The following is a 23,288-nucleotide window of genomic DNA, read 5'->3' as shown; positions in this document are numbered from 1 at the left end:
TCGCTCACGTCGATTCCCGAACACGTATCCAGATCCCACACCCCGGGCGTCCCGGCGCGTCCTCACGACCCCGATTGCTCCCCACCCCCGTGTTCGAGCGGGGCACTGGTCGACTCGAATGAGTATTCGGATTTTTATGATTTGCAACTATATAGGACACGTAATGCTCGGTGCAGGGGCGCTTCACGTCCTGTTACTCACGGTAGCGGCGGCCACGACGGCCGTGCTGGCCCGGTATGCCCTGCGTCACCGTGACCAGCCCGGTGCGATCCCGTTCTCGGCCGCCATGGTCTCGATGTCGATCTGGAGCGGGTGCTACGCCGTCTCGCTCACACAGACCGGCGCGAGTCGTCTCCTCTGGGAGCGGCTGCAGTGGCTCGGCGTCCCACTCGTCGCCGGCTTCCTGTTTCTGTTCATCCTCGAATACACCGGCTACGAGTCGGTCCTGACTCCGCTGACGACCGTGCTGGTATTCGTCATCCCCGTCAGCACGGTCGTCCTCGTGCAGACGAACCCCCTGCACCACCTCGTCTGGACCGAACACGAGGAGGTCGTCGCCAGCGGCGTCGTCACGCTCGTCCAGGAGTACGGGCCGTGGTTCTGGGTCCTCCTGCTGTACAACTACGTCCTCATCACGGTCGGCGGCGTCTTGCTCGTCCGGCTGGTCCTCGTCTCCGAGTACCTCTACATCGACCAGGCGGTGTTGCTAGTCCTCGGCATCGCCGCGCCGTTCGTCGGGAACGTCCTCTCGGTGCTCGGCACGGTCCCCATCCCGGGTCTCGACGTGACCCCATACGCGTTCACCGTCACGGGTATCGCCTTCGGGAACGCGCTCTTCCGGTATCGGTTGTTCGACATCCTGCCGGCGACCCGCCAGCTCGGGAAACAGGCCGCACTGGCCGGGCTGGACGACGGGGTCGTGATCGTCGGGGAAGAGGCGGACATCATCTATCTCAACGACGCGGCCGCGGACATCTTCGGCACCGACCCCGAAGCGTTGTTCGGCGACCGGTTGCAGGCCCATCTCGATACGGACGACCTGGCCCTGGACAGCGAGGACGCGTTCGCGGAACTGACGCTCGACCAGCGGACCTACGAGGTGACCACGGCGCCGATCACCGACCAGCAGGACCGGACCATCGGCTACACCATCCTCCTCCACGACGTGACCAGCCGAGTCTGGCGGGAGCGAACCCTGCGCCGACAGCGCGACGAACTCGCCAAACGCGAACGGACGCTGCGCCAGCAGCGCGACGAACTCGCGCGGCTCGAACGGCTGAACAGCGTCATCCGGAACGTGAACGCGACGCTCGTCAGTGCGACGTCACGCGAGGAGATCGCACGCACCGTCTGTGAGACGCTCGTCACCACGGACACGTGCGATGGGGCCTGGTTCGGTCTGGGCCCGCACCCGGCGACGAAGATCGTCGGGATGGCCGTCTCCGACGACGGCCCACGGCAACTCGACTCCGCGGAGAGCCTCCCCGACTCCGTCACCCTGTCCGTCGCCGAGGACGAGGCCTCGAATCCGACCGCCGCCGAGACGACGCGGCCGGCGTCACGGATGGACGGGGGCGCGGGAGCGACGATCCCGCTCGTGTACGGCCGGACCGTCTACGGCGTCCTCGCGCTCGAACCCGGGGCCGCGCGGGAGTTCACCGAGCGCGAACACGAGGTGCTCTCGGAGATGGGCGAGACCATCGGGCACGCCATCCATGCCGTCGAACAGGAACGGCTCCTCGTCTCGGACGTGGCGGTCGAACTGGAATTCCAGTCGACCGATCCTGCTGCCCTGTTCGTCGCGCTCTCGGAGGCGGTCGGTCCGTGTACGCTCGACGGCCTGGTTCCCGGTGGGAGGGAGATGCTGCTCGCGTACGTCACCGTCGACGACGCGACCACCGACGACGTGATGGCGTTCGTCTCGGACCACGACGGCGTGGCCGAGGTCGAATCGGTCGACGACGACGGCGATTCGGCCACGGTCGAAGTGACGCTGACCGGCGGATCACTGTGCTGCCCGCTCGTCGAGTTCGGTGCCAACGTCCGGTCGGCCGAGGCCACCGACGGGCGGTGCCGCCTCGTCGCTGAAGTGTCGCCAGATACCAGCGTCCGGACGGTCGTCGAACGCGTCACCGATGCCTTCCCCGCGACCGACCTCCGGTCGAAACGGGAGTTGACGCCCCCAGGGATGGACGACGAGTTGCTCACCGACGGGACCCTGGAGGGGCTCACCGAGCGCCAGCGAGCGACCCTCGAAGCCGCCTACCGGGCGGGCTACTTCGAGTGGCCCCGCGACAGTACCGCCGAGGAGGTGGCCGAGTCGATGGACGTCTCGTCGGCGACGGTCCACCAACACCTCCGGAAGGCCGAGAACCAGATCTTCTCCAGGTTCTTCCCCAGGAAGTGAGCGTTCCACACTGGACCAGCCGGTCACGTGGCCGCCACGATGGGGGTGTCCGGCGGGCCGGTGGCGTCGTTCGTTTCGGCGGAGACCAAACCGATATTCGTGTCCAGCCCCTCCTGATGATACACGATGTACGGTAACCGAGACCAGTCAGTGCTGGATGAGGGCGTGCCGGAGGTCGACACGGGCGGCTCGGCAACCGGAGCAGAGGGGCCCTCGCGGGAGGAACTCTCGCCGGCCGAACTCGGGCGCCTGCGCGAGGCGACCGACCGGCTCCGTCAGGCGGTCGATACCCTGGTCCCCGAGTTCGTCGACACCGGGACTGACTTGTCCGACACGCCGGATGGATTCACGGGTGTCGTCACCATCCAGTTCCCGGGGACACCACCGCTCGGGATGTCCATCGATCCCGAGCGGTTGGACCTGGACACGTCGCCGGCCATCTCTGAGGCCGACCTCGACGATCAGGTCACACAACTGGTCGCACAGGCCGTCGCCGTCGCCCGGCAGAGCCAGTTCGACCCCGCTTCGGCGCCCGCGTACTGACCCGCTCGGACCGTCTCGGCTCAACGACCCCGCGCCGCGCCGGTTCCGTCCTCGGAACCGACGTCCGGAACGCGCCGAGACGGACGGTCTATCGCCCGCGGACCGCGTTTTTTGTGCGTGGACTACTATCCGGGACGTGTGGAACTGACTGTGTACGGCCCGCTCCGGTCGGCGACCGGGACGAAGACCGTCGCGGTGTCCGTCGAGGGTGATGCCACGGTCGCGGACGTCCTGGACGCGTTCGTCGACGCGTATCCGGGCGCAGAGTCACATTTAGTCGACGACGCCGGCGAGCGCAGGCCGAGCGTCCGCGTAACCGTCGACGGCGACACCGCCGATTTCGACGACCACGTCCCGGCAGGGGCAGAACTCGGAATTTTCCCGGCGATGCGTGGCGGCTGACGTCAGAGGTCGTACTGGCGGCGGACGGTCTCGGCGAGGCCGCGGTCTTCGAGCAGTTCCATCGGGGCGAGCATCGACAACTGGACGACACCCGGGAGCCGCGCGATCTCGACGCCGCCGGTGAACGTACACCGGGCCCGGACCTCCCCCTCGGTCATGTCGAAGAGCGTGCCGGCACGGGCGAAGGCGTTCTCGGTCGCGTCGTTGATCGTCGCCCCGGAGCCGACGATCTGGATCGGCGCCGCGTCGACGACCTCGTCGACGTCGTGCTCGGCCGCGAGGTCCGCGCCGGCCTCGCGTTCAGCGTCCGTGTACGGTTTGGCGATGTCGGGCAGGTCCGACTCGTTGGGCAACAGCAGCGGCCCGTCGATGTCGAGGTCCTTGATAACCTCCACTTCGAGTTCGGTGTGGCCGCTCACGTCGGTCGTGTGCAGGGAGAGTTCACCGTCGCCCTGGTTGGCGTGCAGGTCGCCCACGTAGAGGCCAGCGCCCTCGATTTCGACCGGGCAGATGAGCGTCGCCCCGGGGCGCACGTCGTTCGAGTCCATATGGCCGTCAGTCCGGGCACCGAGCGCCGCTTCGTCGTCAAGGCCCCAGTCGTGGTCGGCGCCGATCAGGAACTGCCCGAAGTCGCCGGCGTTGTGCGAGTCCGGGAACTCGACCGACGGCGTCGTCCCGATGTTGCCGATGAACGGCCGGAGGTGCCCGAGTGTCCCCGGAATTTCGTCCGGCTTGTACAGCAAAATCGGGTGCTGTCGTGAGTTGTCCGGGAGTGCCATCGCCTCGTCGGCGCGCTCCGCGAGGGCGTCGGCACCCTCCGGACCGACGGTCAGCCCCACGGTGCGGTCGTCGTCGAACGCGACCGTGTAGCCGAACTCGAAACCGAAGGACGAGGCGTTGGCCCCACACTCCGCACACCGGATCGCGTCCTCGCCGGTACCCTCCACGACGGTCTCGGGCCATTCGGTGCCACACTCCGGACAGCGGTGGTCGACGAACGGGTCGCTCCCGAACGCATCCTCGCGTTCGGCCATGCTGCCCGTACTCGTCGCGACGCTGGTCACCTCGACGTCCCTGATGCGGACGGCCAGCGCGTCCCCGGGTTCGGCGTTCTCGACGCGAATCGGCCGCGTGACTTCGTGCCCACCACGGAATTCGGGTGTGATCATCGGCCCCCAGCACGCGGGCGGGGTGTGCGTGCGGACGGTCCCACCGTCCGCGACGGTTCCGGCCCACTCCTGGTCCGGTCCGACGAGTCCGAGTGTGAATCGGTCGACCGCCAGTTCCTGTTGCACCTGCTGTGACATATGCCAACATACGGCTTCCCGGAGCATAAACACACTGTCAGGCGATGGACACTACTGTGCGGTCGCCGGCGGGACGCCGCTCTCCCTCGCGCTGGACGGCGACACGCGGTCACTCGCCGGTCGGATCGTCGCCCAGTGATCCCTCGTATTTATCGCGATCCTCGTCGGGCAGATACTGGTCCTCCCAGGCGACGACTTCGGGGAACCCGGAGAACTCGTGGAGGCTGCCGGTCGGCTGGGCCGCGAACTCCTCGTCCACCTCGCGCATCGCGGCGACGGGATCGGACGCGAACGTGTCGAGGTCGGCGTGGACGTTCGCGATGGTCGACAGCGTCGACACGACGGGGAACAACACCACGTCGAACCCCCACTCCTCGAGCGAGGAGAGTTCGACGTACGGCGAGGAGCCGAGTTCGCCGACGAAATTGTACAGTACCGGTCCGTCGACCTCGCGCCCGACCCGTGCCAGTTCCGCGTCGTCGGCCGGGCCTTCGACGAACCCGATATCGGCGCCGGCCTCGAGGTAGGCGTTGACGCGGTCGATGGCGTCGTCGAGCGAGCCGTCACCCGTCCCGCGGGCGTCACTGCGCGCGATGATGACGAACTCCGGGGCGCGGTCGTCGCGAACGTCGGCCGCGGCCGCGACCTTGCCCACCGCCTCCGCCTTCGGGATCACCTGCCGCCCTTGCGTGTGGCCACAGCGCTTGGGGAAGGTCTGGTCCTCGATGTGGATCGCGCCGACGCCGGCCTTGATGTACTCGCGGACCGTCCGGATCACGTTGGTCGCGTTGCCGTACCCGTTGTCGGCGTCGGCGATCAGCGGGACACCGATGCGTTCCTGGATGTTCGCCGCGTTCTCGATCACCTCGGGCATGGTCATGAACCCGGCGTCCGGGTAGCCGATCTTCGAGAGGGAGGTCCCGTAGCCGGTCATGTAGATCGCGTCGAACCCGATCCGGTCGGCAACGGCAGCTGTCAGGGGATCGTGGACGCCGGGACAGACGAGCAACTCCTCACGCCCGAGGTGCTCGCGGAGTTCGGCCCCCGACGTAGTCGCGTTCATGTCCCCCCTCCGTTCTGCGATGCCGGTGTCGCTCGCTGTGCAGTGTCGGTTCGTCGGCCGCGGTATCGGTTTCGTGTCATGCAGTGTCGTCGTTGTTGTCGTCGGTCAAGTGGGCGATCACGTCGTCGGTTCCGACCACGTCACCGTACTTGGCGTCGATATCGACGAGGTTGGCACGGTGAGGCGGTTCCGCGCGGTCGCCGACCGCGTCGGCGGGTACGATGGTCCGGTACCCGTGCTGGAGGCTGTCGACCGCGGTCGCCCGGACACAGCCGCTCGTCGTGACGCCGGCGAGCACGAGCGTATCGACCCCGTTGGTCGTCAGTTCCGTCGCGAGGTCCGTCCCGAAGAACGCGCTCGCGTATTTCTTCAGGATGACCCGTTCGTCGTCGACGGGCGCGAGTCGGTCGTCGACGGCGACCGCGTCCGTCCCGAGGCGCAGCTCCCGGAGCGCGGGCACCTTCTCGATGAACCGTCCAGCATCGCCGTAGGACTCCTCGAACGCGACGGTCGTGAAGTATCGCGGGAGGTCCCGGTCGCGGAAGGTATCGAGGAGGCGACCGGTCTGCTCGACGACCCCGTTCACGTTCGAACCGAGGTCGGTCTCGGGGTCGGTGAACGCGTTGATCAGGTCGATGACGAGCAGTGCGGGCCGGTCGCCGATGCCAACGCTGTCGCCGAAGGCGTGTTCGTCGTAGTACGCCGAGGCGTCGGGATCGTTCATTGCCGTGGGTCGGTGAGGATGGTACCCGTATCCATCGTCAGTCGTGTCTGTTCTCGAAGTCGCTGCGCTCCGCCGCGATACGGGCTTCGAGTTCGTCGTCGTCCGGCAGGGGTCCGTAGTCGAACTCCGCGAGGTCGTCGCGGTTCGCCCGGAGTTCCTCGCGGCGGTCGGCCGTCGCCGCCTCGTCGACGGTGCCATCGTCGGCGAGGACGACGCCGTACTCCTCGCTGGCGGCCTCGGCCGAAACGAGCCCCCGGTGGACCTCGGTGGCGACCACCTCTGGGTCGCGGTCGAGGGGGTCGCCGAGTCCGCCGCCGCCGGCCGTCCGGAACACGAGTTTGTCGCCGGCCGCGACGGGGACGTTCTCGACTTTCGAGGGGAGTTCCTCCTCGGTCCCGTCGCTCCTGATCAGTTTCTTCTCGCTGGTCCGTGCGTGGTCGCCCCCGTCCACGCCCCACGGGTAGGTGTGGGCGCGGTCGTCCTGGAAGGTGATCGCGCCGTCTTCCTCGAACGTGTAGACCTTGGTGATGCCGTGACCGCCGCGGAACTCGCCGGCACCGCCGGTGTCCTCGCGGGTGCTATACTCGTCGATCGAGAGCGGGTAGTAGGCTTCCTGGTACTCGGCGGGGACGGTGCGGAACAGCGGCCACCACGAGTGGCCGTCCAGGCCGTCGCCGCCGGGGCGGGCCGGGATGCCGCCGTAGAGGATCTCGAGCATCTGGAACTGGTTCCCGTCCGAGTCGGTGCCGGCGTAGACGAGATTGGGCGAGGTGCCGTAACTGCCGGCGACCGAGAAGCCGTCGATGAGCTTCGAGAACGTGGCCTGCAGGACGTCGAACTGCCGGGCCATCAGCGGCAACCGGTTCCCGAGCGGTGCGGGGAACTCCGGCTGGACGACCGTCCCCGACGGCAGGTTGACCTCGAAGAGGTCGTAGTACCCGTCGTTGAACGTCAGGAGGGGATCGAACGCCATGATGAGAAAGACCCCGGTGAACATCTTGAACATCTTCTCGTTGAGGAGGAAGTTCACCGTTCCGGGCACCTGCTCGTCGGTTCCGTCCCAGTCGAGATAGACCGTGTCGCCCTCCCGGTAGATTTCGAGGTGGAGTTTGATCGGCCCGTTGCCCATGCCGTCGTCGTCGACGTAGTCCTCGAAGGTGTAGCGCTCACCCTCCGGGATGAACTCGCGGATGAGGTCGATCATCCCGTCACGGGTGCGGTCGAGGATGGCGTCACACCCTTCGAGGTACGTCTCCGTCCCGAAGCGGTCACAGAGGCCCTGGACGCGCTTCTCGGCGGCGGCCGTCCCGGCCGCGAGCGCCTTGATGTCCGCCTCGGCGTGGTCGGGCAGGCGGGTGTTGTGCGCGAACGTCTCCAGTAGCTCCTCGTCCAGGTCGCCACCCTTGTAGAGTTTGACCGGGGGGAGCCGGATGCCCTCCTCGAAGATGGAGGTGGCCTGCACGGGCATGCTTCCGGGGGTCTTCCCGCCGACGTCCATCAGGTTCCCCCACTGGCTGGAGAAGCCGACGCGCTCGCCCTCGGAGAAGATGGGGCGAAGCAGGAGCATATCGGGGGTGTGTGACATCGCCCCGGCACACATGTACGGGTCGTTCGTCGCGACGACGTCGCCGTCTTCGAGATCGTCCCAGCCGAAACTGGCGTTGTCGATGATCGTCTCGATGGCCGACCCGAACTGCCCCATTACCATCCGTCCCTGCGGGTCGGCGATGAGCGGGAACTGGTCGGACTGCTCGCGGATGACCGGGCTGATGGCCGTCGTCTCCAACACGCGGTCCATCTCGTCGCGCGTGTTCGAGAGCGTGCTCTCTATGATGTCGAGGGTCGTCTTGTCGATGTCGTGGTCGCCGACGAAGTCGGGTGTCTCAGTGCTCACGCGTCATCACCTCGGTTGATCTCGATGTTGGCATAGCGGTCGATAGTCGCGGTGTGGGCGGGCTGGACGACGATCGTCGCGTCGTCTTCGACGACGATCGCCGGCCCCGCGATCTCGTTGCCCGGCGTCAGCGCCGCGCGGTCGTAGACCGGCGTCTCGTGGTACGCGCCGTCGAAGTACACCTCAGTCGTGTCCCGCCTGGCGTCGCTCGGGTCGGCGCCGCCGACCGACTGCTCTTCGATCGTCACGCCCTGGACGCTCCCCTTGCCGATGACCCGGAGGTTGGCGATCTCCAGCGGGGCGTCCAGAGAGAAGCCAAAGCGCCTGTCGTGGCGCGCTTCGAAGTCCGCCTTGATCTCGTCGAGGCCCACGTCGGTCCGCAGTTTCTCGACGTCGATCGGGATGGACATCTGGATGTCCTGCCGGAAGTAGCGACACTCGGCGTAGTACTCGAAGGCGTGATCCTCCTCGGGGACGCCTTCGGAACGGAGCCAGTCGGCCGCGTCCGCTCTGAGCGTCTGGAGTTCCTCGTACACGTCCGCACCGTCGACGTCGAGGTCCGTCTCGAGGTAGGTCTCCGCGAACTCGTTTTGCACGTCGGAGGTGAGAAAGCCGAAGGCGGACATCACACCGGGACCGGGCGGGACGATGACCGGGTACGTCCCCATCACGTCGGCGAGACCGTTTGCGTGCATCGGGCCTGCGCCCCCGAAGCCGACCAGTCCGAAGTCCCGGGGGTCGTACCCGCGCTCGACGGAGACGACCCGGAGCGCCCCGTGCATGTTCTCGTTGACGATGTCGAGGATCGCCTGAGCCGCCTCCTCGACGGAGGTGTCGCGCTGGTCGGCGATGTCCGCGACCGCACTCCGGGCCGCGGCGCGGTCGAGGTCCATCGTGCCGCCAAGCTGGACCGTCGGGGGAATCCGACCCAGCACGACGTTCGCGTCCGTTACCGTCGGCTCCTCGCCGCCCTGCCCGTAGCAGGCCGGCCCCGGGTCCGCTCCGGAACTCTCCGGGCCGACCTGAAGCGACCCCGAGAGCTGGACGCGGGCGACCGAGCCGCCACCCGCACCGACGGTGTTCACGTCCACGGACCGGGACGTGAACTCCCGGTAGCCGACTTTCGTCTGCCGGGTCGTCTCCGGCTGGCCGTCCTCGACGAGCGATACGTCGGTCGAGGTCCCACCCATGTCCAGTGTCAACACGTCGGGAACGCCTTTCTTCGCGGCGATCGTGGCCGCGCCGACGACGCCGCCGCTGGGTCCCGAGAGCGCCAGTTCGACCGGGCGGTTCTTCGCGGCCTCGGAACTCATCAGCCCACCGTCGGATCGGACCACGTTCATCCTGGCCGTCGAACCCGCGTCCGCGAGCGAGGTGTCCAGATCCTCCAGATACGAGATGACCTCGGGCCGCGCGTAGTCGTTGATGACCGTCGTGAGCGTGCGTTCGTACTCCCCGTACTCCGAGACGATGTCCGAGGAGATCGACACCGGCAGGGCGTCGGTCTCCTCGTCGACGATCTCGCGGACGCGTTGCTCGTGGCTCGGGTTGAGATACGAGTTCAACAGCGCGACCGTCAGCGACTCGACGCCCGCGTCCGCGAGGTCCCTGACCGCCGTCCGCACGGCGTCCTCGTCGAGCGGTTCCGTCACCTCGCCGTCCGGGGAACTGATCTTGCCGGGGACACCGCGCGTATCGACGAGGTCCGCGAGCGGGTCCGGCTTGTCCATGTCCATCCAGCCGTACAGCGGCCCCGGCGTCCACGCCCGGGCGAGGTGCAGGATGTCCTCGTGGCCCGCCGAGGTGATGAGGCCGACGCGCGACCCGGTCTCCTCGAGGAGCATGTTCGTCACGACCGTCGTCCCGTGAAACAGCAACTCGAGGTCCGCAACCGACGTGCCGGCTTTCTCCGTCGCCTGCTCGACGCCCGCGAGAACGCCCTCGGACGGGTTCGACGGCGTCGTGAGTACCTTCTCGATCGTGATGTCGTGTGTCGTCTCGTCGACCACGATGACGTCGGTGAACGTTCCACCGACGTCGACACCCAGATTGTGTGTCATGCGATATCGTACACCAACAAGACTGGCTATCGGGAGGTAAGGCTTCTCCCAACATGTGTTGGCTATTTATTCTGGGGACAGCCCGACGCCACCGGCGCGTATCGACGGGATAACCGGCAGACTGCGGTCCGGTCGGGGGCAGGCCGCTGTCGTGTGGTGTCGGCCGCGGTCGGCGCCGGGCTTTTGCCGTCTCGCGTGGTATCTCTCCCGAGTCGGGGAGCATGTTCACCGCAACAGTACACTTCACACAGCACCGGGACTGCATCCTGCGGCGTCTCACCGACAGCGTTGAGACACCGGTTCCGATCGAGATCGAGGAAGTTCGGGACGGCGACGTGACGTTCGTCATCCGCGCCGACGAACACGCCGACACGTTCGAGACGGAACTCGCTGCAGCCGACCACGTCAAACACGTCGCAAGACTCGACGAGGAACACCTCCTCGTCACCAAACCCTCGTGTGGCGCGTACTCTGCGATCTACCGGAATCACGGCACGCTTCGGCGGTCGAACGCCATCTCCGGTCGCCAGCGCGAGTACAACGTGCTGGTGTTCCGTCGTGAGGACCTCAAGCGAATTATCGACGATCTCGAGGATTTCGGGACCGTCACGCTCGGGAAGTTCGAGGAGTTCCGCGCCTCCGGCGGCCCACCGCTCACCGACCGCCAACTGGACGTCGTGGTGACGGCCCTTGAGGAAGGCTACTACGACTGGCCCCGGAGCGTCGCTACCCGGGAACTGACCGATATGCTCGACATCAGCCGGGCGACGCTTCAGGAACACCTCCGCAAGGCCGAGCGGAAACTGCTCCGGTCGGCGCTTCCCGACGGAACGGTGTCCGACACTGAGGAGTTCGTGTAGTCGCGGGCTCTCGCTCCTGCTCCGAACTCCGCGTCGCATCGGCCCGGTCCCGCTCGCCCGCGGCGTCGGTGACGAGGCTCGATCGCTGCTTGCGGTCTCGGCGACGTACCCGGGTTTCGCCCGCTAGTTCCGACGCGATCTCGTCGAGGGAGTCCTCCGAGTCGTCCGTTTCCCCGGTGTCGGACGCCGCCGTATCTCGCTCGTTCCACTCCCGGACGTCCAGACCAATGGTCGACTGCACCGTCAGCCCGGATCACCTTCTCGACGCGTGCCGTCACCTCGGCCGGCGTCGCCTCGGGAAGGCCGTGCACGTCCGATTTGACTAGTACCGTGCAGTCGTCGGCCGCCGTTTCGAGTGCGAGCGAGCCGTTGTGATCGGTGATGACGATGCATGTCGTCACGTCGCCCTGTTCGAGGTCGTCGAGTGTAGTCACGGACCGGAGTGGTCCCGTTCTCGGATTTAAGCGTCGGTGGAAGGTGTCGTAGAACTGTTGGCACACCCGGTTTGGAACGGACGGTCCAGACACGACACGGTTCGGTGAGGCAGGGATGCTTTGTGCTGGCTGTTTCAGAGATCAACGTACGAAGCCACATTCCGAGCCCGATCCCCCGACTCGACGCCGACGGACCACTGCCGGGTGTTCGAGACCGTCCTCACGTCCGCCGGCGGGCACGAGACGCTGCTGGGGATGGCTAAGCGGGCCGGTGCGATCGGGGACGCGGTCGAGGAGTGACGAGCCCGGCGATGGGGTGGTAAATACACAAGTCGCTGGCTGACAAAATACCCACCATGTCACAGGCACTCGCGGAACAGGAGTGTGAGGCGTGTACGACCGAGGACGATCCGCTCACCGAGTCCGAGTACGCGGAGTACCTCGCCGAACTCGTGGACGGCGTCTGGGAGGTGGTCGAGGACCACCACCTCGAAGGTACCTACCCGTTCGAGGACTTCCGGGACGCCCTGGAGTTCACCTACGAGATCGGCGAACTCGCCGAGGAGGAGTGGCACCACCCGGACATTCACCTGCAGTGGGGCGAGGTCCGCGTCGAGATGTGGACCCACAAGATCGACGGCCTCCACAAGACCGACTTCGTCATGGCGGCACGCATGGACCGCATCCACGAGGAGTACGCGCCGGAGTAGACTACCCCACCCTACTTCGCTCGGGGGCAATCGCCCCGCTCGCTCGTTGAGGGTTCCGTCAGACGAGGTCTGACGACGTGCAGGCTGTGAGCCTGCACTAGGGCTTTCGCGTGAACTCCCTTCTACGCCGCATCAGCGGCGCGAAAGTCGCACTCTCCACTCAGGTTCAATGTCCCGCGATTCAAGCGCACGTCTACGGGTGTGCTACACTGAGCGAAGCTCAGTGGCATGACAAAAACACGATATGCGAACAGTCGTGTTCGACGGCTTCAGCCACGATCTCGTTAGCGACACGGTGCAGGAATATCTCGAAGCGTCCGTCCTCCTTGCGTTCGACACCTGCGATCGCATCGTGGGCGGCTCGTGTCCCACTTTGTTGCAGATCGCCCCCTCTATGAGATCGGTGAGATTGTCCGAGAGAGTGGCGGTAGTTCGGGACATACCCTGATCGAACGCAGTTTTTCAGAGCGTGTATGAATTTTGCCGAGTGCGTTTGCCGTACCGGCGCGGCAGAGGCATCGACACCGTGCTCATTCGCCAGCGGACGGCGACCTCGGCGCTCAGTGAACACGGCAACCGCCAGTGACCCCAGCCCGTGCGGAACCCCCATACGTGTCGCGACAGTATACAGTCCATGGAGCAACCCGAGCCCGCGGAGGGCTGGCCGGATCGCCCGCTCTCAGAGGCGGACGCCGAGGCCCTGCTGGAGGACGATGTCGTCGCCGTCTGGATGATGGACCCCGAGGCGGACGTCCGGTCGGTTGCCGTGCCCGCCGATGCACCCGAGAACCCCGTCGTCGACATCGTGCTGGAGACATCGACGGCCTTCGAAATGTACAGTTTCAGTCGGGGCCAGTGGATGGACTACGGAACACAGCGCAAAGACGACGCGGACGCCCCGTCGATGGCCGGGACGCTGGACAGCTACCGGGTGCTGGCCGGCGCGTCCGAATCGTTCTGAATGCGGTTCGGCGGCCGCAATTGCATCGCGAGAGTGCGAACGCGTGAGCAGAAGCTATGCCCGTTCGTTCTCCGGCGTCAGCCCCAGGCAGTGAAGAACGTGACCGGTGTACGACGCACACGCCACTCTATCGGGGTGGACCAGTTCATCTCCCGCCGGGATGTCGGTGAATGAGTGGCCTTTTCCACCGCTACCGCTGTGAGCACGCTCCGCTCGGATCGTCGGGGCTGCTGGGTCGGCGAGACTGCAGCAGCGAGGGAGCGGGAGAGCCGAGGGGGTTTACTGGTGCTCCTCGACCGCCCGTGCCAGTTCAGTGTAGGGCACCTTCCCGGCGAACACCTCGACGGGCTCCCCACGTTTGAAGAGGATCATCGTGGGGATGGACCGGACGCCGAACTCTTCCATCGTGGCCTCGTTCTCGTCGGCGTCGATCTTCGCGACCGTGAGTCGCTCGTGCTTCTCGACCAGTTCCTCGATGACTGGTTCGAGGGCCTTGCAGGGACCACACCACTCCGCCCAGAAGTCGAGGAGGACGAGGCCGTCACTGACCGCCGTCTCGTAGGTGTCGTCGTCGACGTGCGTGATGCGGTCGTGGTCGGTCGTACTCATGTCAGTCGTCAGAACCCGGCGCTTTCACGTCCTCGGGGTCCTCGAGCGGGTACTCGAGTCCCGTCGGGTACTGGCTCCCCTCTTCCGCATCGAGCGTCATCGTGATGTTGAACTTGTTGCCGAAGTTGAAGACGCTACAGGCGAACACCAGTTCGACGATCTCAGCGTCGGTGAACTCCTCGTGCAGTTCCTCGAAGAACTCGTCCGAGATATAGTTGGGGTCGCCCGCCATCTGCTCTGCGAGTTCGACGCCGAGTTCCTCGCGTCGGTTGAACTCGTCCTTGTCGATGTCGCCAAACAGCGCGTCCTCCTTGGGGCCAACCTCGTCGCGGACGCTCTGGGACCGGACCGACGCACAGTAGGCACAGCGGTTGATCTCGCCGGTCTTGAGCCGCATCATCTCGAAGAGATGCGGTTCGATGCGTCCACCCGCGAAGAAGGCCTCGAAGACCGGAATGATGCTCTTGAGGAGGGCCGGCTGGTGACCGATCGTCCCCATCATCGCCGTGTCTGCCCACCAGCCGTCCTCGAACTGTCGCAGTATCTCGTTGACCTCTTCGTCGTCCGATTCACCTGGTTCGAGTGGCTCGATTCTGCTTGGCATCTCAGAACACTCCACTCGAAATGTTCACCGCAGTGTGAATAGATGTGTTACCTATACTCATAGGGCGTGGGAAGTGATGGAAGCGGGCAACGGCACCGAGCGCCAGCGGCGCGGGTGTTCACAGCTGTCGCTCGATCGCTCGTTCGAGTTCCATGTAGGGGGGTTTGCCGCGAAAGCGAGCGACCGGCGTCCCATGTTCTACGAGGTGCGAGGTCAGGGGCGTGTCGATGTCGAACTGGTCGATAGCTGCCTGTCCGTTCGCGGCGTCGATGACTGCGACAGCGAGGTCATCTGCGTACGTCTCGGCGATATCCGTGAAGACAGGCTCGACGGCGTCGTTGCAGGGACCACACCAGTCGGCCCGGAAATGCGGCAAGACGAGTGGCGTCGTTGCGAGCGGCTGCTGGTAGCTCTCGTCGTCGACACGGACCAGCGGCGACTCAGTGGTGCTCATTCGTGTGGTCCGAACGAACTGTGACCCAGTTGTCGTCGAAGTCCTCACCGACTGTGGCTGCGTCGAACAGAGTCGCGGAGAGTTTCTCCTGTGCGGCGCGGAGATGCTGGGTGAAGGTGGGCTGTGAGATGCCCAGTGCGTCGGCACACTCCTCGGCGGTGCTTCCGCGAGGCCACGCGAAGTAGTCGCTCACATAGGCCGTTCGCAACGCCTCGAGCTGGCGGTCAGTGAGTGCGTCCGCGAGCGTCGCACGGAATGCCCGGCCGGTGAACTCGGGTGCGACCCGGTCCCGCTGCCGGCGCGCGATCAGCTCCGCATCGTGGCGGTCCGCGACTGTCTCGGCAACCTGCCGTGTGTCTGCGTGCGGTGGCACCTCGGCGACGACGCGGCCGACACCGTCGACCGCAACCACCTCCCGGATCAGCGCCCCGACGTCAGCCAGCGTCCCACCGATGCACGGCCCGGCGACGACGAACTCGTAGAGGCCCTCGTCGCCGTCCTCGCGGATGGCGCGTGCGTCGTCGATTGCAGCTGCCTTCCCGGCCGCCGTGAGCACCCGCTCCCGAGTCGTCCCTTCGACAGTGAAGTACTCCAGCAGTCGCCCGTCCGACCGGTGAACCATCTCCGCGAGGGCGACCCGACAGCTCGCCTCGCCGGACGCACGGACGAAAAACAGGTCACGGTCGCGCACCTGGAACTCGACCTCCACGCTCGTTCCGGATGGCTCCGCACGAGAGACGCCCATGATTTTTGGTAACGCTACGCAAGCATATATACTGACCCTATGAGTATAGGGTGCCGATCCCGTCAGTCGGGTCACAAACCGTGACTCTCACGCCCGTTTGACGCCACTCGACCGGAAAACGACGAGTTCAACGCGACCAACTCCCATTTCGACAGTCTCGCGCCTCCGGACCGGAGTACACTGTACACCACACAGTCTCCCTGTCCTCGCGACGGACAGTTGCTTGCCTCGGCATACGTCGACGCTGTCTCAACCAGACACGGGGGGATCCCTGACGGATTCACAGCCACGAGGATAACGGTCGATCCAGCGCTGCTTCGCCCGCTTCTTCAGAGGGAACCACGTCTTTATGGGTCGGCCGCCGCGAGTCGCGTCGCTAACGCCCGGAGTTCGTCCGAGCTATCGAGTGTCGATAGCCACCTCGCCGGCAGGGCCGACGCACCGAACCGCGCGCCGGCGATGGCACCCGTCACGGCTCCAACAGTGTCCGTGTCGTCGCCCATGGTGACTGCCCTGACGATGGCCGCCTCCGGGTTCGGTGCGGTCAGGCCATGATACAGCCCCGTCTGAAGCGTGTGGAGGACGTACCCGCTGGAGGCGAGCGTCGCCTCGTCGATGCCGTCGGGAACCGGCCGGCACGCATCGAGAAGTTCCGATGGTGCGTCCGGTTCGACGGCCGCCAGGGCGTCCCCGAGCGGGTCGTCGGCGTCGCGGAGCAGTCCGGCAATAGTCCGGTTGAGCACGACACAACCGTACGTACATCGTGAGTCGGCGTGTGTGATCGCCGAGGACTGGCGGCTGACCTCGGCCAGCCGCTTCAGTTCGTCTGCGAACGCGATGGCGTAGGGCACGCACCGCATCACGCTGCCGTTCCCGGCGTTTTGGCCTTCCGGCCGTTGTTCCCAGACCCGTCGGCCGGCCTCGTCCCATGGCACCCCGGACTGAATCTTTCCGAGTGCGTCGGCCGTCATCAGTCCGATATCGAAGGGGCCGGACTCGTACCACGCGACGAACCGCTCGGCTACATCAGCCGGCTCGAACCCGTCGTGGTCGGCCAGCGACCGGGCGATACAGAGTGCCATCTCCGTGTCGTCGGTGATCGTCCCCGCCGGCTGGTCGTGGGTGCCGTTCGCGAGCATCTCGGTCACGCGGCCGTGTTCGCGCTCGATCTGAGCGGCGGTCTCGAACTCGACGGGGCGACCGAGCGCGTCCCCACACGCCAATCCGAGGAGGACGCCTGCCGCGCGGTTTTCGTCTAGCATAGGAGGAGGTACAGCCAGTATGGCAGTTGTACGATGCCGTCACCGACCGTCCGGACCGGTTCGGCGCCGCGTCCGGTCTCGCCGACGACCCGGACGCCGAGCGGCGTCTCGTACGTCTCACGGAACGCTTCGAGCGCTGCGAGCGTGTCGTCGCGTTCACCGGCCCGGTAGGACAGCCCGACCGGGACGGGCGTGTCACCGACCTCGAAGACGAAATCGACCTCGCCCTGCCGGCCGCGCCAGTACTGGATCGGCGGCTCCCACGGGCGTTCCTGGGCTGCGTTGATCCCGTAGGCGAATCGCATCGTGTGGTCGAACGCGGCGATCCGGGCCAGGTCGGCCTCGCGGTCGAAATCGTTGCGGACGGTCGTCGCGTCGCCGTCGGCCAGTGCCGTCGCGAGGCCCGTATCCCGGAGGTAGAGGCGCACGGCGCGTGGCCGGCTGTTGTCGTACTCGGTGACGCCGTTCAAGAGGTACAGCTCCGCGAGTGCGGGGAGGTAACTGTCCGCGATGGTCCGGCGGTCCACGTCGAACAGTTCGACGAGGTCCTGATACCGGATGGACTCGGCGCCGCGGTTCCGGGCGGCGATGGCACAGAGCCGTTCGAGGTCGGCGATGGTCTGGATCGACTCGAAGCCGGGCACCTCCTGGTACAGTGCGTCGCGCACGTCGTTCCGGAGGCGGTCGTACGCACCCGCGGGCAACTCGGCCGCCGAGGCGACCGCGCCGTCGCGATCGTAGCTGATGATGCCGCCCATCGCCAGATAGTCGACGACCCGTGACTGGATGCGCCCCGCCACGTCGGCGACTTGGTCGTGTTTGCTACGGAGTTCCCCAACGAGTGGCTCGATCTCGCCCGTGTCGAGTGCCGCCGGGATGCTTCCGTCGCCGGTCCGCAGTGATGTCGGACTGACGCGTGTCTCACCGCTCTCGAGGTCCGGATAGAGGGTGAACAGGTAGTCACGGAACTTCTCGGGGAGGATCGGCTGAGTGTCGTAGGTCGCCGCGTCCAGGGGACTGGTCTCGAGTTCGCGCTCGATCTGGACGGCGGCACTGGCCGTCACGACGACGTGCCTGTTCGCGTCGTCGGTGTACAGGTCCGCGACCGGCCCACCCCAGCCCTCAGTAGAGGGTTTGTTCGGGTGTTCGACGTGGTGGACGTCGTCGAGGAGGACGAAGTGTGGGCTGTCCGTCTCAATGCGGCCGAGGATGCGACTCTCGTAGTAGCGAACGGCACGCCGGAGCTGTTCGGCGGACTGGAGCTGGTAGAGCGGGTCGGCGTCGAAAGGGAGATAGAGGAATCGTTCGGGTGCGTCCCCCGCGTCGATGCGGTGGCGCACGAACTCGTGGAGGAGCGTAGTCTTGCCCGCGCCCCGGCGACCGACGAGCGCGAGGAGGAACTGGTCCTCGAACTGACTCCCCTCGCCGTCCGGCCGCGCCAGGTGGTAGAAGTCGCTTTTCTGCCGCGCCGGGAGGTCGAAGGCCGCGAGGCCGTCCTCCCACCACGGATTGTGTTCGTGGAGGTCACGGAGCAGTGCCTCGCCTGCATCGAGCGTCATGAGTCGTTGTTCCGACCACGACCTCCGCCCCAATGACTGTTGCGGCTGCTCCAAGCACAGCCCAATGTAGGTTACGATTGCTATTACCGGGCTGAAACCGGGATTGCGTCGCTCGACAGTAGAAAAAGACATCGTAGTGCATCTAGTTTTGATTCCGCCCCCTCTTAGATGCACCTCTACGAAAGTCTTAAACCATCGAGACGCAAAGTAATGAGTGCGACCTCGGGAAAACATACATCGAAATGTGGTTTATCGCATTTCGCCGGGGGCCGGAGTTTGACACCGACGATCGCCCGCTGGCTGCCCGGGTACAGGGAGCCACGACAGACCGTATGCCCACGAACACTGACTTGCGCGACGGGGAGCGACACGACATCACGATCAGGCAGGTCTCGCTGCGTCCGCTGGAAATCGAGGGGACGACAGTCCACCGTCTGCTGGTCGAGGACGAGAACGGCGAGCAGTTCCCGATCCTCACCGCACCCGGGAGCGACACGCTCGTCCAACTGAAGACCGGCGACCCCTACCGGGTCACCGACCTGCTCGGTGCCGACCCGCCGGGCGACACCGATCCCGATACCACCTGTCCGTCCTGTGGGTCGGCGCTGCGCCCGGGACAGGCGATCGACGCTGTCGACGAGGCCGTCCTGCGTGCCGCCGAGGAACTCGGCATCGCGGAGGCCTTCGGCATCGTCGACGCCCGGACCGTGATCGCCCGGCTTCGCACGGACAAACGGGAGGTCGACGACTGGGAACCGATGACCAGCGGTAGCGAACTCGCAGTCCCGGATTTCGTCTGTGACGCGTGTGGCCGCGACGTGCCCGGTCACCTCGCCACCGACGGGGAAATCCACGCGGCGGAGGGGCAGATGGACCGGTCGGTCGACAACGCCGCACCGGCCATGGAGAGCCCGGCGACGACCACCGACTCTATCGGCCTCGCGACCGGCGGCGCCAAAGACGCCGAGAACTTCCGCGAGAACGTCGCCGCCGGCTACACGCCACAGCCCGAGGCCATCAGCGACGAGGGGCTGTTCTACGACTACTACTTCGAGACGGGCGAATCGTCGGGAGCGGACGCCGACGCCCTGTTCGCGCCGCGGTACGCGACGGCCATCAGCGACCACCCGCTGACCGGCGAAACCGAACACTACCTCTCGGTCGGGCTAGATTCGACGCTCTCGGCCGCCGACTTCGAGCGCCCGCGGCTCGACCTCGTGGCCGTACTGGACGTCTCCGGGTCGATGGACAGTCCCTTCGACCAGTACTACTACGACGAACACGGCCGCAAACGCGAGACGGAAGCCGACTCGACGACCAAGATCGAGGCCGCCACCCGCTCGCTCTGTGCGCTGACCGAGCAACTGCGGCCCGAGGACCGCCTCGGCGTCGTCCTCTACAACAACCGCGCGCACGTCGCCAAACCGCTCCGGGACGTGGCGTCGACGAACATGGTGGCCATCCGCCAGCACGTCCGTGAGGTGGCCGCTGGCGGTGGCACCAACCTCGCCGACGGGTTCGAGGCCGCCTGGGACATGCTCGCCGACGGCGAGACCACGACCGACGTCGAGCGCCGGGTTGTCTTCATGACCGACATGATGCCCAACACGGGCGCGACCGGCGAGCGGACGCTGACCCGGCTGTTCGCCGACGCGGCCGACCGCGGCATCCACACCACCTTCGTCGGCATGGGACTCGACGCCAACGCCGACCTGGCCGACGCGCTCTCGGGCATCCGCGGCGCGAACCACTACTTCGTCCACTCGGCCGCGGAGTTCGAGCGCCGGCTCGGCGCGGAGTTCGACTACATGGTCACGCCGCTGGTGTACGACCTGGAACTCGAACTCGGGGGCGCCGAGATCGCCGCCGTCCACGGCTCGCCCACCGCCGAGGACGCGACGGGGCGGCTCATGCACGTCGAGACGCTGTTTCCCTCCGCGAAGGAGGACGGCGAGGCACGCGGCGGCGTCGTGCTCGTCCGGCTCGACGGCGCGCCCGCAGACGGTGAGGTCGACCTCGTGGCCTCCTGGACCGAGCGCGACGGGAGCGACCACAGCGAACGCGCGACCGTCACGCTGTCGAGCGAACCCGAACAGTTCGACCACGACGGTATCCGCAAAGCGGTCGTGCTCTCCCGGTACGCTCGCGAACTGCGGTCCTGGGCGCGGGAGGTCCACCAGCGAGCCACCGGTGGCGAGGGCGTCGACGACTGGCTGTTGCCCGACCAGCGCGGCGAGCACGAACGCGAATCCATCCCGCTGGCCGTCTCCGACGACTGGGCGGCCCGGTTCGCGGACCTGCGTGCCGCCCTCCGTCGCGAGCGCGAGGCCGTCGGCGACGACGACCTGCAACAGGAGGTGACGCTGCTGGCGCGACTGCTCGAGGGGAGCGCCGAGTCCCGAAACGGAGTGAGTAAGTGATGCACGTCTTCGCGTTCGACCGCGACTGGACCGTCGACGTGAATCCACACCCGCACCACGAGGCCGTCCCGCTGGCGTGGGTGCGCCAGCTCGCCCACGAGACCGACCACGCGGTGTACGCAATCGGCAATCAGGACCTCGCCGCGGAGGCTGCCATCCCGGGCGTCGTCGACATCGTCGGCCGTCACGGGGACGACTGGGACGACTGGCTCGGCGGCAAACAGCCCGACGGCCGCTACGAGCGGTTCCCGAGCCGGCGCGAGCGCCTGGGGCTGATCGCCGACCTGCATCCCGACGCCGAGGGGTACGTCGTCGTCGACGACCTCGACCTGAGCGATATCGACGGCTGGGAGCATTATCACGCCTGGGAATTCGTGCCCGCAGTGAAACGTGGTGACATCGACCCCGCGCTCCCGTGGGCACGCGACCCGGTCGCCGACGGTGGCTCCCCGACGAGCGCGGGTATCGCGCCGATAGGGCCGGACCACCTCGAGTCGTTCCTCGACGAGCACGAGGACGCCCCTGGCTACGAACTCACCGACGCTGGCGACTGCGAGACGCGAACGCGACTGCTCGCAGCGATCGAACTCGTCCCACAGTCGCTCGACCGGCCCGCTGCGGCCCCGGCCGTCCGGTGTCAGCCGCTCGCGCCGGCAGGGGAGTCGTTCACCGTGCGCGTGGCCGACATCGAACAGCTCTCGGTCGTCGACCCGCCAGCCGACCTGTACACGGCCGGTGCCGACACGCCCAGCGAGAAAGCGCTCGGCCTTCGTCGGCTGGCGCAGGCCGACCCCGAGAGCGTCCCGGTCTCGAAGGTCCTGACGCTGCTTGACAGTCCAGCCCGTGATGCCCGAGACGACGCGCTTCGAGCGCTCCACGCGGTCGCCAGAGTGCGGCCCGAGGACTGTACGCCAGCGCTGCCGATTCTGCGGTCGATACTGGACAGCGGCGACCTCGAGACGCCGGCCGGCACGCTCGCGACGCTTCGCCTGCTCGCGGCTGCCGACCCGGCCGACGTCGCGCCCCTGGTCGACGTGATCGGGCCGTACCTGACCGACAGCGCGGGTCCGGCCCGGCGCGAAGCCGCCAGGACCCTCGGCGAAATCGCGGCAGAGGCGCCCGAAGACGTGCTCGATGCGGTCCCGGCGCTGGCGACGATCCTCGAAGACGATGCCCCGGGACAGTCGTACGCGCTCTACGCGCTATCGTGTGTCTCCCGCGACTATCCGGAGGCCATCAAGCCGGTCGCGGAGCCCATTGCGACGCGTGTCGTCGACGAGGACCTCCCATCGAACACGCGGCTGAACGCGACGGCCGCGCTCGGTCGCGTCGTCGACGAGTATCCGGACGTCGGCCCCGAGATCGTTGACGACGTTGCCGTCCTGCTGGACGCCGACGACGTGAAACTCCGCGCGAACGCGGCCGGACTCCTGAGCGACCTGACGAAGCACGATCCGCTCGCCGCCGAGCCGAATCTCGACCGTCTGGTCGAACTGGTGACCGCCGATGACGACTACACGCGGATCAACGCCTCGGCGGCGGTCTCGCGGCTGGCCGAGGTCGCACCCCATGTCGTCGCGCCCCACGCCGACACGTTCGTCACGTTGCTTGAAGACGGCCGCGAGCTAGTCCGGCTGAACGCCTGCTGGGCGCTCGGCCATCTCGGCGACCACGCCACGGAGGCGCTCCCGGACCTGGAGGCACTCCGGAAGCGTGAAGGCGACAGTGACGTCCTCACGCGAGCGCAGTGGGCGATTACGGAGATCGAAGAGTGATGAACGGCGTGGACTCCAACACGAATACGGCGGGCGGCACGACAGAGGCCACAGGGTATACTGGCGGTCGTGAAACGTGGCAGAGGTTTTTGTCGTCCCTCCAAAACTATAGGAACCCATGACATCGGGGATGGAACCGACCGAGACGACCGACAGTCAGATTACTGTGGTCGTACTCGAAGAGTCGGGCGGCCGCGACAGAGTCACGTGTTCCTCTTTTCGGGAGGCGATCAACGTCGTGAAAGACACGGTCGATGCAGAGACGGTCGCCAAAATCGAGAACCGGGAGGGTGAGATCGTCTTCGACTCACAGGAGGCGGACATCGAAAACTGGGAGAACGAATGGGAGAGGGCGAAACGTCGGCTCAGCGTCGACGTCGAGGAGTACGACTGTCCGTACGACAACGTCGGTTGCGTGGCCGACGACCTCTGTGTCCAGTGCAAGATGGACGCCGTCCAGAACCAGTATCACGAAAGTTGACTACCGAAGTGGGC

At 66.5% G+C, this 23,288-nt stretch carries 20 protein-coding genes and 1 pseudogene; 9 read left to right on the top strand and 12 right to left on the bottom strand.

Annotated elements, in window-relative coordinates:
- Positions 1-163 precede the first annotated feature (163 nt).
- The 3 genes from MUG96_RS19195 (at position 164) to MUG96_RS19185 (ending at position 3,352) form a co-directional block, all read left to right on the top strand.
- Complete coding sequence (locus MUG96_RS19195) at positions 164-2,407, top strand: histidine kinase N-terminal 7TM domain-containing protein (RefSeq protein ID WP_246989195.1); 2,244 nt, start codon at positions 164-166, stop codon at positions 2,405-2,407.
- A 126-nt stretch (positions 2,408-2,533) separates the two neighbouring features.
- The gene (locus MUG96_RS19190; RefSeq protein WP_246989193.1) at positions 2,534-2,950 is read left to right on the top strand and encodes a hypothetical protein; all 417 of its coding nucleotides are present in this window, start codon (positions 2,534-2,536) and stop codon (positions 2,948-2,950) included.
- Positions 2,951-3,088: 138 nt separating this feature from the next.
- On the top strand, positions 3,089-3,352 hold the full coding sequence (locus tag MUG96_RS19185) for a ubiquitin-like small modifier protein 1 (protein WP_246989190.1): 264 nt from the start codon (positions 3,089-3,091) through the stop codon (positions 3,350-3,352).
- Between the two features lie 2 nt (positions 3,353-3,354).
- Here MUG96_RS19185 and MUG96_RS19180 read toward each other — a convergent pair whose 3' ends face one another.
- From MUG96_RS19180 to MUG96_RS19160, 5 genes are all read right to left on the bottom strand, one after another.
- Positions 3,355-4,659 carry an acetamidase/formamidase family protein gene (locus tag MUG96_RS19180; RefSeq protein ID WP_246989189.1) on the bottom strand — a complete coding sequence of 435 codons (1,305 nt, stop codon included), beginning with the start codon at positions 4,657-4,659 and terminating at the stop codon, positions 3,355-3,357.
- Between the two features lie 109 nt (positions 4,660-4,768).
- Positions 4,769-5,722 (bottom strand): isocitrate lyase/PEP mutase family protein, encoded by a 954-nt coding sequence (locus MUG96_RS19175; protein ID WP_246989187.1) that lies wholly within the window; start codon positions 5,720-5,722, stop codon positions 4,769-4,771.
- Positions 5,723-5,798: 76 nt separating this feature from the next.
- Complete coding sequence (locus MUG96_RS19170; protein ID WP_246989185.1) at positions 5,799-6,446, bottom strand: isochorismatase family protein; 648 nt, start codon at positions 6,444-6,446, stop codon at positions 5,799-5,801.
- A gap of 37 nt (positions 6,447-6,483) precedes the next feature.
- Positions 6,484-8,340 carry a hydantoinase B/oxoprolinase family protein gene (locus tag MUG96_RS19165; RefSeq protein WP_246989184.1) on the bottom strand — a complete coding sequence of 619 codons (1,857 nt, stop codon included), beginning with the start codon at positions 8,338-8,340 and terminating at the stop codon, positions 6,484-6,486.
- Positions 8,337-10,400, bottom strand: a complete 2,064-nt coding sequence (locus MUG96_RS19160; RefSeq protein WP_246989183.1) for a hydantoinase/oxoprolinase family protein — start codon at positions 10,398-10,400, stop codon at positions 8,337-8,339. The genes MUG96_RS19165 and MUG96_RS19160 overlap by 4 nt, the downstream gene beginning before the upstream one ends.
- Positions 10,401-10,621: 221 nt before the next feature.
- On the opposite strand from MUG96_RS19160, the gene MUG96_RS19155 reads away from it, so the two are divergent.
- Both MUG96_RS19155 and MUG96_RS19150 read left to right on the top strand, forming a co-directional pair.
- Positions 10,622-11,260 (top strand): helix-turn-helix domain-containing protein, encoded by a 639-nt coding sequence (locus MUG96_RS19155; protein ID WP_246989182.1) that lies wholly within the window; start codon positions 10,622-10,624, stop codon positions 11,258-11,260.
- A gap of 790 nt (positions 11,261-12,050) precedes the next feature.
- On the top strand, positions 12,051-12,404 hold the full coding sequence (locus MUG96_RS19150) for a 4a-hydroxytetrahydrobiopterin dehydratase (protein ID WP_246989181.1): 354 nt from the start codon (positions 12,051-12,053) through the stop codon (positions 12,402-12,404).
- Positions 12,405-12,639: 235 nt separating this feature from the next.
- Here MUG96_RS19150 and MUG96_RS24280 read toward each other — a convergent pair.
- Positions 12,640-12,798 (bottom strand): annotated as a pseudogene (locus tag MUG96_RS24280) (RNA-guided endonuclease TnpB family protein); the annotation flags it as partial.
- A gap of 240 nt (positions 12,799-13,038) precedes the next feature.
- Here MUG96_RS24280 and MUG96_RS19140 point away from each other — a divergent pair.
- On the top strand, positions 13,039-13,365 hold the full coding sequence (locus MUG96_RS19140; protein WP_246989180.1) for a hypothetical protein: 327 nt from the start codon (positions 13,039-13,041) through the stop codon (positions 13,363-13,365).
- Positions 13,366-13,644: 279 nt separating this feature from the next.
- Here MUG96_RS19140 and trxA read toward each other — a convergent pair whose 3' ends face one another.
- The 6 genes from trxA to MUG96_RS19110 all read right to left on the bottom strand — a co-directional run bounded on the left by trxA (position 13,645) and on the right by MUG96_RS19110 (position 18,598).
- Positions 13,645-13,974 (bottom strand): thioredoxin, encoded by a 330-nt coding sequence (trxA, locus tag MUG96_RS19135; protein WP_246989179.1) that lies wholly within the window; start codon positions 13,972-13,974, stop codon positions 13,645-13,647.
- Position 13,975: 1 nt separating this feature from the next.
- A complete protein-coding gene (locus MUG96_RS19130; protein ID WP_246989178.1) occupies positions 13,976-14,578 on the bottom strand; it encodes a carboxymuconolactone decarboxylase family protein in 603 nt (200 codons plus the stop codon).
- 118 nt (positions 14,579-14,696) lie between these two features.
- On the bottom strand, positions 14,697-15,032 hold the full coding sequence (locus MUG96_RS19125) for a thioredoxin family protein (RefSeq protein ID WP_246989177.1): 336 nt from the start codon (positions 15,030-15,032) through the stop codon (positions 14,697-14,699).
- Positions 15,019-15,777 carry a bacterio-opsin activator domain-containing protein gene (locus MUG96_RS19120; RefSeq protein ID WP_246989173.1) on the bottom strand — a complete coding sequence of 253 codons (759 nt, stop codon included), beginning with the start codon at positions 15,775-15,777 and terminating at the stop codon, positions 15,019-15,021. The genes MUG96_RS19125 and MUG96_RS19120 overlap by 14 nt, the downstream gene beginning before the upstream one ends.
- A gap of 347 nt (positions 15,778-16,124) precedes the next feature.
- A complete protein-coding gene (locus tag MUG96_RS19115) occupies positions 16,125-17,039 on the bottom strand; it encodes an ADP-ribosylglycohydrolase family protein (protein WP_246989172.1) in 915 nt (304 codons plus the stop codon).
- Entirely contained in the window at positions 17,033-18,598 is a 1,566-nt protein-coding gene (locus MUG96_RS19110; RefSeq protein WP_246989170.1) for an ATP-binding protein, read from the bottom strand. Before MUG96_RS19110 ends, MUG96_RS19115 begins: the two co-directional genes overlap by 7 nt.
- A gap of 332 nt (positions 18,599-18,930) precedes the next feature.
- On the opposite strand from MUG96_RS19110, the gene MUG96_RS19105 reads away from it, so the two are divergent.
- The 3 genes from MUG96_RS19105 to MUG96_RS19095 all read left to right on the top strand — a co-directional run bounded on the left by MUG96_RS19105 (position 18,931) and on the right by MUG96_RS19095 (position 23,274).
- Positions 18,931-21,018, top strand: coding sequence for a vWA domain-containing protein (locus MUG96_RS19105; protein WP_246989169.1), 2,088 nt, complete (start codon positions 18,931-18,933; stop codon positions 21,016-21,018).
- Entirely contained in the window at positions 21,018-22,793 is a 1,776-nt protein-coding gene (locus MUG96_RS19100) for a HEAT repeat domain-containing protein (RefSeq protein ID WP_246989168.1), read from the top strand. Before MUG96_RS19105 ends, MUG96_RS19100 begins: the two co-directional genes overlap by 1 nt.
- A gap of 118 nt (positions 22,794-22,911) precedes the next feature.
- Positions 22,912-23,274 (top strand): hypothetical protein, encoded by a 363-nt coding sequence (locus MUG96_RS19095; protein ID WP_246989167.1) that lies wholly within the window; start codon positions 22,912-22,914, stop codon positions 23,272-23,274.
- Positions 23,275-23,288 lie beyond the last annotated feature (14 nt).

The sequence above is a fragment of the Halorientalis marina genome (assembly GCF_023028345.1).
In the GTDB taxonomy this organism is placed as follows: Archaea; Halobacteriota; Halobacteria; order Halobacteriales; family Haloarculaceae; genus Halorientalis; species Halorientalis marina.
Note: the sequence above shows the minus strand (reverse complement) of the source record. Positions and strands in the feature narration are given on the sequence as shown.

Excerpts from the sequence above, each read along its gene's own strand:
- MUG96_RS19195 (WP_246989195.1), top strand. The coding sequence starts at position 164 with ATGCTCGGTGCAGGGGCGCTTCACGTCCTGTTACTCACGGTAGCGGCG.
- MUG96_RS19190 (WP_246989193.1), top strand. The coding sequence starts at position 2,534 with ATGTACGGTAACCGAGACCAGTCAGTGCTGGATGAGGGCGTGCCGGAG.
- MUG96_RS19180 (WP_246989189.1), bottom strand. The coding sequence starts at position 4,659 with ATGTCACAGCAGGTGCAACAGGAACTGGCGGTCGACCGATTCACACTC.
- MUG96_RS19175 (WP_246989187.1), bottom strand. The coding sequence starts at position 5,722 with ATGAACGCGACTACGTCGGGGGCCGAACTCCGCGAGCACCTCGGGCGT.
- MUG96_RS19170 (WP_246989185.1), bottom strand. The coding sequence starts at position 6,446 with ATGAACGATCCCGACGCCTCGGCGTACTACGACGAACACGCCTTCGGC.
- MUG96_RS19160 (WP_246989183.1), bottom strand. The coding sequence starts at position 10,400 with ATGACACACAATCTGGGTGTCGACGTCGGTGGAACGTTCACCGACGTC.
- MUG96_RS19155 (WP_246989182.1), top strand. The coding sequence starts at position 10,622 with ATGTTCACCGCAACAGTACACTTCACACAGCACCGGGACTGCATCCTG.
- MUG96_RS19150 (WP_246989181.1), top strand. The coding sequence starts at position 12,051 with ATGTCACAGGCACTCGCGGAACAGGAGTGTGAGGCGTGTACGACCGAG.
- MUG96_RS19140 (WP_246989180.1), top strand. The coding sequence starts at position 13,039 with ATGGAGCAACCCGAGCCCGCGGAGGGCTGGCCGGATCGCCCGCTCTCA.
- trxA (WP_246989179.1), bottom strand. The coding sequence starts at position 13,974 with ATGAGTACGACCGACCACGACCGCATCACGCACGTCGACGACGACACC.
- MUG96_RS19130 (WP_246989178.1), bottom strand. The coding sequence starts at position 14,578 with ATGCCAAGCAGAATCGAGCCACTCGAACCAGGTGAATCGGACGACGAA.
- MUG96_RS19125 (WP_246989177.1), bottom strand. The coding sequence starts at position 15,032 with ATGAGCACCACTGAGTCGCCGCTGGTCCGTGTCGACGACGAGAGCTAC.
- MUG96_RS19120 (WP_246989173.1), bottom strand. The coding sequence starts at position 15,777 with ATGGGCGTCTCTCGTGCGGAGCCATCCGGAACGAGCGTGGAGGTCGAG.
- MUG96_RS19115 (WP_246989172.1), bottom strand. The coding sequence starts at position 17,039 with ATGCTAGACGAAAACCGCGCGGCAGGCGTCCTCCTCGGATTGGCGTGT.
- MUG96_RS19110 (WP_246989170.1), bottom strand. The coding sequence starts at position 18,598 with ATGACGCTCGATGCAGGCGAGGCACTGCTCCGTGACCTCCACGAACAC.
- MUG96_RS19105 (WP_246989169.1), top strand. The coding sequence starts at position 18,931 with ATGCCCACGAACACTGACTTGCGCGACGGGGAGCGACACGACATCACG.
- MUG96_RS19100 (WP_246989168.1), top strand. The coding sequence starts at position 21,018 with ATGCACGTCTTCGCGTTCGACCGCGACTGGACCGTCGACGTGAATCCA.
- MUG96_RS19095 (WP_246989167.1), top strand. The coding sequence starts at position 22,912 with ATGACATCGGGGATGGAACCGACCGAGACGACCGACAGTCAGATTACT.